The sequence below is a fragment of the Streptomyces sp. NPDC000348 genome, assembly GCF_042898795.1.
Classification (GTDB): domain Bacteria; phylum Actinomycetota; class Actinomycetes; order Streptomycetales; family Streptomycetaceae; genus Streptomyces.
In genome coordinates this window covers 426,325-437,379 of record NZ_JBIAZD010000006.1, presented here as the reverse complement: position 1 = coordinate 437,379, position 11,055 = coordinate 426,325, and the positions used below count along the sequence as shown (strand labels likewise).

The window sequence follows — 11,055 nt, the reverse complement described above, 5'->3', positions numbered from 1 at the left end:
GCCCCCACCCAAGGGTGTACGCCCTGGCCCCCCGGGGGGTCGCCCTGCGCCCGGTCCCCGCGCCCCCCCCGGGGGCGCCGGGGGGGGGGGCGCCCGGGGGCGGGGCCCCCCCCCCGGCGGGGGCGCACGCCGCCTACGACGGCCTGGGGCCCGGCCTCGGTGCCTCGCTCGGCGGGGGCCTGTCCTACCCGGCCGCGGGCCGGGCCCGGCTGGCGGCGGCCGGGGCCGGGCGGGTCGACGTGCTGTGGTGGGCCTATCCGCTGGTGGGTCCGGGGCGCGAGCGGCTGCTGGTGCTGGCCGCCGACGCGGACGGGCTGCGCGCGGACGGGGCCGGGACGTACGAACGCATCGCGCCCGGTTTCGCCCCGCACACCCACTTCCCCGGCGCCGAGGACCTCGCCCGCCGGCTCCCCGAGATCCTCCCCAGCATGAGCGTCGGCGACAGCGCCCGCATCGTCGCCCAGGTCCTGGAACTGGGTTACCCGATCCTGGAGTTCAGCCAGAACGACCGGGTGCCCGTCACCCCCGACTGGGGCGTGCCCCGGCGCGCCGAACGCCGCGAGCGGCGGGAGCGGGCCGCCCGCGCGCCGGCGTCCGGCGAGCCGGTGCCCGAGGAACTGCGGGACGAGGGCGAGGACCTGGAGTACGCCGCGGTCCGCGAGCGCCTGGAGTTCCTCAACGAGGTCAGCTCCCGGATCGGCACATCCCTCGACCTCTCCCGCACCATCGTCGAGGTCAGCAAGGCCGTCGTGCCCCGCTTCACCGACGTCGCCGGCACCTATCTGCGCGAACAGGTCGTCGCCGGTGAGGCGTTTGACGAGGGCGTGCCGGACACCACCACCCTGTGGCACCGGGTCGCTCTGGAGCACACCGACGAACCCGGCCGCTGGGACGACGTCGTGCCCGTCGGCGAGGCCATGCCCTTTCCGGCGCACACCCCGTTCTTCCAGTGCATGACCACCGGCGAACCCGTCCTCGTGCCGCGCATCGGCGAGGAGCTGGGCCACGCCATCGCCTCGCAGTTCGAGAAACGGGACATCCGGCCGCTGATCACCGGCCGCTCCATGCTGGTCGTCCCGCTGAAGGCGCGCCACGTCGTCCTCGGCTTCATGATCCTGCTGCGCCACCCGGAGCGGCAGGTCTTCAACGACATGGACCGGGTCACCGGCGCCGAACTCGCCGCCCGCGCGGGCCTCGTGCTGGACAACGCGCGCATGTACACCTACCAGGAGAACGTCGCCGAGACGCTCCAGGACAGCATGCTGCCGCACATCCCGCCGCGCATGGCGGGCTGCGACATCGCCACCCGCTATCTCCCGGGCACCCTGCTCGGGCGGATCGGCGGCGACTGGTTCGACGCGGTGAAGCTGCCCGGCGCCCGCACCGCGTTCGTCGTCGGCGACGTCATGGGGCACGGGCTGAACTCGGCCGCGATGATGGGCCAGTTGCGCACCGCCGTGCAGACCATGGCCGCGCTGGACCTGCCGCCCGCGCAACTCCTGCGCAACCTCGACGACCTCGCCCAGCGGCTCGGCGACACCTACCTCGCGACCTGCCTGTACGCCGTCCACGACCCCATCGCGGGCGAGCTGCACCTCGCCAACGCCGGACACATCCCGCCGGTCCTGGTCCGCGCCGCCGACGGGCGCAGCGAACTGCTCGACCTGCCCACCGGGGCACCCATCGGCGTCGGCGGGGTGCCCTTCGAAGCGGTGCGCGTGCCCGTGGCGCCCGGTGACCGGCTGGTGATGTGCACCGACGGACTGGTCGAGGTGCGCGGTGAGGACATCGGTGTCGGGCTGGCCACGCTGTGCGAGTCCGCCGCCCACCCGGCCGCCTCCATGGACGACGCCTGCGACACCATCATCCGCGCGCTCAACACACGCGGCGGCCGCAAGGACGACGTGGCCCTGCTGATGGCCCGGCTGGGCGGCATCGAACCCGACGACGTCGCCGAATGGCGGCTCACCCCCGAGCCGTCCGAGGTCGGCCGGGCCCGCGCGGTGGTCCGCGAACAGCTGTACGACTGGGGTCTGCCGAAGCTCGTCGACAGCGCCGAGCTGATGGTGAGCGAACTCGTCACCAACGCCGTGCTGCACTCCCACGCCCGCCCCGTCGCCCTGCGGCTGGTGCGCGGCGACACGCTGCTGTGCGAGGTGGAGGACGACGACCACGAACTGCCGACGCTGCTCAACGCGCGGCCGGCGGACGAGTCCGGGCGCGGACTGCGCGTGGTCAGCACCCTCGCCCGCCAGTGGGGCACCAGCCGGACGACGGCCGGCAAGAGCGTGTGGTTCGAACTGACGCTGCCGCGACGACGCTGAGCGCCGGTGGTACACGGCGCACTCCGCGGCGAACGAGCCGTGAAGGAATGCGCCGAGCGCTTGTCCGCGCGCCCGGGGCGCGATACACCGTACTGGCCCGTCACACGGGGCGGGTCGGCGTCGCACCCTGGGGAGTCGGGCATGAGCGTGACCAGTCGGTACCGGGAGGCCTGGGAGGGTTTCTGGAGTGAGGCGCCGGACGAGCCGGGGGCCGTGTTCTGGGACGCGGAGCCCGCCCTGACCGCAGCCCGCCATCTCGCCCTGTTCGAACCGCACCTGACCGACCCCGGCCTGCCCCTGGTGGACCTCGGCTGCGGCAACGGCACCCAGACCCGCTTCCTCGCCGACCGCTTCCCGCACGTCCTCGGCGCGGACCTGTCCGCCGCCGCCCTGGACCGCGCCCGCGGCGCCGACCCGGCCGGACGGGCGGCGTACCGGCGCCTGGACGCCGCGGACAAGACCGAGGCACAGGCCCTGCACGCCGAACTCGGCGACGCCAACGTGTACATGCGCGGTGTGCTGCACCAGTGCGAGGCCGACGACCGGCAGGCGCTGGTGGACACCGTCGCCACGGTGGCCGGCGAGCGCGGCCGGGCCTTCCTCGTCGAGCCCTCCGAGGCCGCCGGAGCGGTCCTGCGGGGCCTCGCGACCGGGCCCGGCGGCCCGCCGCCCAAACTCGCGCCGGTCCTGCGGCACGGCATAGCCCCCGGCGAGGTCGACGACGCGGCCGTGCCCGAGTTCCTGACCGCGGCCGGACTGACCGTGCTGGCGAGCGGCACCCTGCCGCTGACCACCACGGAGCGCGGCCCCGACGGCACCCGTGTCGCGCTGCCGTCCCTCTGGTTCGTCACCGGACGCGCCGCATGAGACAACGCCTGGTCAGAAGCCGTGTGCCCGTCACTGGTACGGGCCGGTGAGAGTGGTCCACAGGCTGGCCGGGATTCGGCGGGACCACGTAGCGTGTGCCGCATGAAGATCCTCATCAGCGCCGACATGGAGGGCGCCACCGGTGTCACCTGGCCGGCCGACGTGCTGCCGGGGACTCCCCAGTGGGAGCGGTGCCGGTCCATGTTCACCTCGGACGTCAACGCCGCCGTACGGGGTTTCCTCGACGGCGGCGCCGACCGGGTGCTGATCAACGAGGCCCACTGGACCATGCGCAACCTGCTGCTGGAACAGCTGGACGAGCGGGCCGAGATGCTCACCGGGCGGCACAAGTCCCTGTCCATGGTCGAGGGCGTGCAGCACGGCGACGTGGACGGCATCGCCTTCGTCGGCTACCACGCCGGCGCCGGCATGGAGGGCGTCCTCGCCCACACCTTCCTCGCCAACTCCATCACCGGGGTGTGGGTGAACGACGTACGGGCCAGCGAGGGACTGCTCAACGCGCACGTGGCCGCCGAGTACGGAGTGCCGGTGATCCTCGTCACGGGGGACGACATCGCGTGCGAGGACGCGCTCGGTTACGCGCCCGAGGCGCTGAAGGTCGCCGTCAAGGACCATGTGTCCCGGTACGCGGCCGTGTGCCGCACCCCGGCCCGGACGGCCGCCGACATCCGCGCGGCGGCCGAGGAGGCGGCCGCGCTGGCGGTGCGCCGCGAGCCCGTCGAGGGCGGGCCCTTCACCGTGGCGGTGGAGTTCGACGCCGAGCACCTGGCGATGGCCGCCACCGTCGTGCCGGGCGTGACCCGCACCGGCGAGCGGAGGATCGCGTACACCAGCGGGACCATGTACGACGGGATCCGCACCTTCAAGGCGGTCACCACGATCGCCTCGGCCGCGGTGGAGGAGCAGTATGGCTGACGAGCGGGCCCTGGACGAGGTCGTGACGTTCACGTCCGACCTGATCAGGATCGACACGACCAACCGGGGAGGGGGCGACTGCCGGGAGCGGCCCGCCGCCGAGTACGCCGCCGCGCGGCTCGCCGAGGCGGGCCTGGAGCCGGTCCTCCTGGAGCGCACCCCCGGCCGGACCAACGTGGTCGCGCGTCTGGCGGGCACCGACCCGTCGGCCGACGCGCTGCTGGTCCACGGGCACCTGGACGTCGTACCGGCCGAGGCCGCCGACTGGAGCGTGCACCCCTTCTCCGGGGAGGTCCGCGACGGGGTCGTCTGGGGGCGCGGCGCCGTCGACATGAAGAACATGGACGCGATGATCCTCGCCGTGGTGCGCGCCTGGGCCCGGCAGGGCGTGCGGCCCCGCCGCGACGTCGTCGTCGCGTTCACCGCCGACGAGGAGGCCAGCGCCGAGGACGGCTCCGGATTCCTCGCCGACCGGCACGCCCACCTCTTCGAGGGCTGTACCGAGGGCGTCAGCGAGTCGGGCGCGTTCACCTTCCACGACGGCGACGGACGGCAGCTGTACCCGATCGCGGCCGGCGAGCGCGGCACCGCCTGGATGAAGCTCACCGCGCGCGGCCGGGCGGGGCACGGCTCCAAGGTCAACCGGGAGAACGCGGTGACCCGCCTCGCCGCCGCCGTCACCCGCATCGGGGAGCACCAGTGGCCGCTGCGGCTCACCCCGACGGTGCGGGCCGCGCTCACCGAGCTCGCCGCCGTGTACGGCATCGAGACGGACCTGTCCGACGTGGACACGCTGCTGGACAAGCTCGGCACGGCCGGGAAGCTCGTCGAGGCGACCGTCCGCAACAGTGCCAACCCGACCATGCTGGACGCCGGGTACAAGATCAACGTGATCCCCGGGGAAGCCGTGGCGCACGTCGACGGCCGGTATCTGTCGGGCGCCGAGGACGAGTTCCGCGCGACCATGGACCGGCTCACCGGACCGGACGTCGACTGGGAGTTCGAGCACCACGAGGTGGCGCTCCAGGCGCCGGTGGACTCGCCGACGTTCGCCCGGATGCGGGCCGCCGTGGAGGAGTTCGCGCCCGAGGGGCACGTGGTGCCGTACTGCATGTCCGGCGGCACGGACGCCAAGCAGTTCTCCCGCCTCGGCATCACCGGCTACGGCTTCGCGCCGCTGAGGCTGCCGGAGGGCTTCGACTACCAGGCCCTCTTCCACGGGGTCGACGAGCGCGTCCCGGTCGATGCGCTCCACTTCGGTGTCCGGGTGCTCGACCGGTTCCTGCGTTCGGCCTGACCAGTGGGGGAGACAGTGCGGACCCTGGCGTACGGCGAGTGGCCCTCGCCCATCGACGCGGCCACGGCCGCGGCCCACGACGGCAGCCCCGAGTTCGTGGGTTTCGTCGGCGACGAGGTGTGGTGGACCGAGCCCCGGCCCGCCGAAGCCGGCCGGCGCGGCCTGGTGCGCCGGCACGCCGACAGCACCGAGGAGCCGGTCCTGCCCGCGCCGTGGAACGTGCGCAGCCGCGTCCACGAGTACGGCGGCCGTCCCTGGGCCGGCACCGTGCGGGACGACGGCGGCCCGCTCGTGGTGTTCGTGAACTTCGCCGACCAGCGCCTGTACCGGTACCAGCCGGGCGGTGAGCCCCGCCCGCTCACCCCCGTCTCCCCGGTCGGGCAGGGACTGCGCTGGGCCGATCCGGTGCTGCTGCCGGAGCGCGGCGAGGCGTGGTGCGTCCTGGAGGAGTTCACCGGGGACGGCCCCAGCGACGTACGCCGTGTCCTGGCCGCCGTACCGCTGGACGGCTCCGCCGCCGAGGACCGGGGCGCCGTGCGCGAACTGAGCGACGGCCGGCACCGGTTCGTGACCGGGCCGCGCCTCTCCCCGGACGGACGGCGCGCCGCCTGGATCGGCTGGGACCACCCGCGCATGCCGTGGGACGGCACCGACCTGCTCGTCGCCGACGTCGCCCCCGACGGCACCCTCCAGGGCGCCCGGACGGTCGCCGGCGGACCCGAGGAGTCCGTCGCCCAGGCCGACTGGACCCACGACGGCCGGCTGCTGTACGCGAGCGACCGCACCGGCTGGTGGAACCTCTACCGGGACGGGGAGCCGGTCTGCCCGCGCGAGGAGGAGTTCGGCGGACCGCTGTGGAAGCTGGGCCTGCGCTGGTTCGCCCCGCTGGACGACGGCCTGATCGCCGTCCTGCACGGCCGGGGCGCGTCCGCGCTCGGCGTGCTCGACCCCGAGACCCGCGAGGTCGTCGACGCCGTCGGCCCGTGGAGCGAGTTCGCGCCCACCCTCGCGGCACACGGCGAGCGGGTCGTCGCCGTCGGGGCCGGTCCGCGCAGCGCCCACGAGGTGGTGGATCTGGACACCAGGACGGGCCGGGCCCGCGTGATCGGCGCCGCGCACGAGGACGCCGTGGACCCCGCGTACTACCCCGAGCCGCGGGTCCGCACCTTCACCGGACCGGACGGCCGTGAGATCCACGCCCACGTCCACCCCCCGCACCACCCCGGGTACGCCGGCCCCGCGGACGAACCGCCCCCGTACGTGATGTGGGCGCACGGCGGCCCCACCGGCCGGGCGCCGCTCGTGCTCGACCTGGAGATCGCCTACTTCACCTCGCGCGGCATCGGCGTCGCCGAGGTCGACTACGGCGGCTCCACCGGATACGGGCGGGAGTACCGCGACCGGCTGCGCGGACAGTGGGGCGTGGTCGACGTCGAGGACTGCGCCGCCGTCGCGCTGGCCCTCGCCGACGAGGGCACCGCCGACCGGGACCGGCTCGCCGTCCGCGGCGGCAGCGCCGGCGGCTGGACCGCCGCCGCCTCGCTCACCACGACCGACGTCTACGCCTGCGGCACCATCATCTACCCGGTGCTCGACCTCACCGGCTGGGGCACGGGGGAGACCCACGACTTCGAGTCCCAGTACCTGGAGAGCCTGATCGGCCCGCGCGCCGAAGTGCCCGAGCGGTACGCGCGGCGCTCGCCCGTCGCGCACGCCGACCGGCTCTCCGTGCCCTTCCTGATGCTCCAGGGACTGGACGACCCGATCTGCCCGCCCGTCCAGTGCGAGCGGTTCCTGGCCCGGCTGGCCGGCCGGGGCGTGCCGCACGCCTACCTCACCTTCGAGGGGGAGGGGCACGGCTTCCGGCGGGCGGAGACCATGGTGCGCGCCCTGGAGGCGGAACTGTCCCTGTACGCGCAGGTGTTCGGGATGGAACCGCCCGGCGTGCCGACCCTGGGGCTGGGCACGTGAGCCCGGCCGGAGCACTGCGGCGGCCGGCCCGCCTCGCCCCCGGCGCCCGGGTGGCCGTGGTCGCGCCCAGCGGTCCGGTGCCCGAGGAGCGGCTCCGGGCCGGGCTCGACGTGCTGCGCGGCTGGGACCTCGACCCCGTGGCGGGCCGCCACGTCCTGGACCGGCACGGCACGTTCGGCTACCTCGCGGGCGGCGACGCCGACCGGGCCGCCGATCTGCAGTCCGCCTGGTGCGATCCCGCCGTCGACGCGGTGATCTGCGCACGCGGCGGCTACGGCGCACAGCGCGTGGCCGACCTGCTCGACTGGGAGGCGATGCGGGCCGCCGGGCCGAAGGTGTTCGTCGGGTTCAGCGACATCACCGCGCTGCACGAGGCGTTCGCGGTCCGGCTCGGCCTCGTCACCCTGCACGGGCCGATGGCCGCGGGCGTCGACTTCGTGAGGAGCGCGCGGGCGCAGGACCACCTCAAGGCGACCCTCCTGGCCCCCGAGACGGTCCGCACCCTGCGCTCCGACGGCACCGCGCTCGTCCCCGGGCGGGCGCGCGGGGTCACCCTCGGCGGCTGTCTCTCCCTGCTCGCCGCCGACCTCGGCACCCCGTACGCCAGACCCTCCGCGCGCGGCGGACTGCTGTGCCTGGAGGACGTGGGGGAGGAGACCTACCGGCTCGACCGCTGCCTCACCCAGCTGCTGCGGGCCGGCTGGCTGGACGGGGTCGCGGGGCTGCTGCTCGGCTCCTGGGCCCGGTGCGAGCCGTACGAGGGGGTGCGGGCGCTGCTCGCCGACCGGCTCGGCGGCCTCGGGGTGCCGGTGGCCGAGCAGTTCGGGTTCGGGCACTGCGCGGACGCGCTCACCGTCCCCTTCGGTGTCACGGCCGAACTGGACGCCGACGCGGGCACGCTGACCCTGGACGAACCGGCGCTGAGCTGACCGGCCCGCATCGCGCGCGGGCCCGTCGTAGGGTGGCGGGGTGCCGCACACCGCTTCCCGCTACCTCGCCGAAGGCCGCCGCGTGGGGCTCCGTCACTTCACTCTCGCGGACGGCGCCGAATTCACCGCCCGCGCCCGGGAGAGCAAGGACCTCCACCACCCCTGGCTGTTCCCGCCGGACAGCCAGGACGCGTACGCCGCGTACGCGGAGCGGCTGATCACGGATCCCGCCAAGGCGGGGTTCCTGGTCTGCGAGAAGGAGGCGGACGGCGCCCTCGCCGGGTTCATCAACATCCACAACATCGTCGAGGGCGGCTTCCTGTGCGGTGCGCTGGGCTACGGCGCCTTCGCGCACGCGGCCGGGCGCGGGCTGATGCACGAGGGCCTGGACCTCGTGGTGCGGTACGCCTTCGGCCCGATGCGGCTGCACCGTCTGGAGATCAACGTCCAGCCCGGCAACGCCGCCTCCATCGGCCTCGCCCGCGCCTGCGGGTTCCGCCTGGAGGGCTTCTCGCCGAAGATGCTCTTCATCGACGGTGCCTGGCGCGACCACCAACGCTGGGCGATCACCAGCGAGATGACGGCGGGTCGTTGACGCCCGGGGCCGAGGCGCGGCGCCACCGTGCGCGCGGTCGCCGGTCGCGGCGCGGAGGCCCGCGCCGCGACCGGGGCGTCAGGAGTGGCGGTCCGCGTACTCGTAGACCGCCCCGTCCGGGTGCCGGGCGATGAGGTTGCGGCCCACGGGTGTGGGCAGCGGGCCCGCGAGGATGTCGGCGCCCATCTCCGCGAGCACCCGGCGGGTCTCCTCGACGTCCTTGACCGCGAGGGTCGCGGCGACCCTGCGCAGCACGTCCAGTTCGGCCGGGGGACCGCTCATCAGCAGGAAGCAGCCGACCGCGGCGACCTGGACGCCGCCCCGCTCGAACCGGAGGGCCCTGCCGCCCGCCAGCCGCTCGTAGAAGGGGATGGCGGTCTCGATGTCGTCGACGCAGACACGCAGTGTGGAACCCAGAATCTCCATGGGGACGAGCCTAGTTGGGGACGGCTCCGGCCAGGGGCCCGGCGCGGGCGATCTCCGCCCCCCGTGCCCGCGGGCGTTACGCGCCCCCCGGTACGGGTATCCGGAGCCCATGCAGCGCTTGGAGCACGTGGAGCGTCCGGACGGGCACCTGGCCGAAGAGCTGGCACGGGTGATCCGTGAAACCGTGCGCGACGAACTGCGCGAACAGATGCGGGGACAGCGCCGCAGGGCCGCCCTGTACGCCGGATCCGGTGCCGCCGCCCTGTACGCGGGCGCGGCCGTGTCACTGGCCGTGGGCCTCGCGCTCGCCCTGGCCCTGCCGGGCTGGGCCGCCGCACTGGTCACGGCCGTGATCCTGGGCGCGCTGGCCCTCGCCCTGCGCGGCGCGGCCCGGCCCACGGCGTCCGGGGCCGTTCCCGCGCGGGCCGCCGCGCCCGGCGGCCGGTCGGCCCCCGTCCCGCCGGTTCCGCCCGCACCGCCCACCGCCGGCGTCGTACCGCCACGACCGGACTCCGACCCCGACACACCCCACCACCGCGCCTGAACGGCCGACGGGAGCCGGCGCCCCGTGGGGTGCCGGGCCGGGGGCCGGCGAGGTGTGTCCGTGCGCCGGACGGTCAGCCCACCCTGTACTCCGCGACGTCCTCCGTCCGCAGCGTCAGACCGTGACCGGGGCCCGCGGTGGGAGCGATCGTGCCGCCCGTGGGGTCCAGGGCACCGTCGAAGAGCATGTCCTCGATCCGGACGTGGTCGTGGAACCACTCCAGGTGCCGCAGGTTCGGGACGGCCGCCGCCACCGCCGCGTGGGCGTGCGGGGCGCGGTGCCCCGACACCTCCAGACCGTGGGCCTGGGCCAGCGCCGCCGCGCGCAGGAACTCGGTGAGCCCGCCGCAGCGTGTCGCGTCCACCTGGAGGCAGTCCACCGCCCCGGCCGTGATCATCCGGGCGAAGTACGGCAGGTCGAACCCGTGCTCCCCGGCGGTCACGTCGCTCACCACGGCGTCCCGCACCAGCCGCAGCCCGGTCAGGTCGTCCGAGGAGACCGGCTCCTCGAACCAGCCCACCCCCTGCTCGGCGAGGGCGTGACCGACCCGCACCGCCTGCTTGCGGTTGTACGCCCCGTGGGCGTCGACGTAGAGCTCGGCGCGCTCGCCGACGACGTGCCGGGCGGCCCGCACCCGGTGCAGGTCACGGGGCACCTCCCGGCCCCAACCCTCCCCGATCATGATCTTCACGCGCGGGATGTGCTGCCCGTGCACCCACCCGTTGAGCTGTGCCGCCATGTGCGTGTCGTGGTACCGCGTGAAGCCGCCGCTGCCGTACACCGGCACCCGCTCCCGGCACGCCCCCAGCAGCCGCACCAGCGGAAGCTCCAGCAGCCGCGCCTTGAGGTCCCACAGCGCGATGTCCAGCGCCGAGATCGCGCAGGCCGCGATGCCCGGCCGGCCGGCGTCGCGGACCGAGCGGCACATCGCGTCGTGCACGGCCGGGACGTCCAGCGCGCTCATGCCCTCCACGAGCGGTGCGAGGTGTGCGTCCAGGAAGCCGCCGACCGCCGGCGGACCGTAGGTCCACCCGGTGCCGGTCGCGCCGCCCGCCGGCACCTCGGCGATCACCACCGTCGTGGAGTCCCGGGCCGGCGTGCCGTCCGCCTCCGGGACGTCGGTCGGCACGGTGTAGACGGAGACACCGGGCCGGTGCAGTTCCATG

At 74.9% G+C, this 11,055-nt stretch carries 10 protein-coding genes; 8 read left to right on the top strand and 2 right to left on the bottom strand.

Annotated features, from left to right (window positions below; all coding sequences use genetic code 11):
* Window positions 1-14 precede the first annotated feature (14 nt).
* From ACFY3N_RS15595 to ACFY3N_RS15565, 7 genes are all read left to right on the top strand, one after another.
* Window positions 15-2,324, top strand: coding sequence for a SpoIIE family protein phosphatase (locus ACFY3N_RS15595; protein WP_390817206.1), 2,310 nt, complete (start codon window positions 15-17; stop codon window positions 2,322-2,324).
* 141 nt (window positions 2,325-2,465) lie between these two features.
* The gene (locus ACFY3N_RS15590) at window positions 2,466-3,191 is read left to right on the top strand and encodes a class I SAM-dependent methyltransferase (RefSeq protein ID WP_390817191.1); all 726 of its coding nucleotides are present in this window, start codon (window positions 2,466-2,468) and stop codon (window positions 3,189-3,191) included.
* A gap of 102 nt (window positions 3,192-3,293) precedes the next feature.
* Complete coding sequence (locus ACFY3N_RS15585) at window positions 3,294-4,127, top strand: M55 family metallopeptidase (RefSeq protein WP_390817190.1); 834 nt, start codon at window positions 3,294-3,296, stop codon at window positions 4,125-4,127.
* Window positions 4,120-5,424: a M20/M25/M40 family metallo-hydrolase gene (locus ACFY3N_RS15580; protein WP_390817189.1), complete on the top strand. Its 1,305-nt coding sequence runs from the start codon at window positions 4,120-4,122 to the stop codon at window positions 5,422-5,424. The genes ACFY3N_RS15585 and ACFY3N_RS15580 overlap by 8 nt, the downstream gene beginning before the upstream one ends.
* Before the next feature lie 15 nt (window positions 5,425-5,439).
* Window positions 5,440-7,395 carry a prolyl oligopeptidase family serine peptidase gene (locus tag ACFY3N_RS15575; RefSeq protein ID WP_390817188.1) on the top strand — a complete coding sequence of 652 codons (1,956 nt, stop codon included), beginning with the start codon at window positions 5,440-5,442 and terminating at the stop codon, window positions 7,393-7,395.
* On the top strand, window positions 7,392-8,324 hold the full coding sequence (locus ACFY3N_RS15570; RefSeq protein WP_390817187.1) for an LD-carboxypeptidase: 933 nt from the start codon (window positions 7,392-7,394) through the stop codon (window positions 8,322-8,324). Before ACFY3N_RS15575 ends, ACFY3N_RS15570 begins: the two co-directional genes overlap by 4 nt.
* Before the next feature lie 40 nt (window positions 8,325-8,364).
* Complete coding sequence (locus ACFY3N_RS15565; protein WP_390817186.1) at window positions 8,365-8,919, top strand: GNAT family N-acetyltransferase; 555 nt, start codon at window positions 8,365-8,367, stop codon at window positions 8,917-8,919.
* A gap of 78 nt (window positions 8,920-8,997) precedes the next feature.
* On the opposite strand, the gene ACFY3N_RS15560 is transcribed toward ACFY3N_RS15565, so the two are convergent.
* Entirely contained in the window at window positions 8,998-9,345 is a 348-nt protein-coding gene (locus ACFY3N_RS15560) for a VOC family protein (protein WP_390817185.1), read from the bottom strand.
* Window positions 9,346-9,454: 109 nt separating this feature from the next.
* Between ACFY3N_RS15560 and ACFY3N_RS15555 the strand changes: the two genes are divergently transcribed.
* The gene (locus tag ACFY3N_RS15555; protein ID WP_390817184.1) at window positions 9,455-9,889 is read left to right on the top strand and encodes a phage holin family protein; all 435 of its coding nucleotides are present in this window, start codon (window positions 9,455-9,457) and stop codon (window positions 9,887-9,889) included.
* Window positions 9,890-9,962: 73 nt separating this feature from the next.
* On the opposite strand, the gene ACFY3N_RS15550 is transcribed toward ACFY3N_RS15555, so the two are convergent.
* The gene (locus tag ACFY3N_RS15550; protein ID WP_390817183.1) at window positions 9,963-11,054 is read right to left on the bottom strand and encodes an enolase C-terminal domain-like protein; all 1,092 of its coding nucleotides are present in this window, start codon (window positions 11,052-11,054) and stop codon (window positions 9,963-9,965) included.
* Between the last annotated feature and the right edge of the window lies 1 nt (window position 11,055).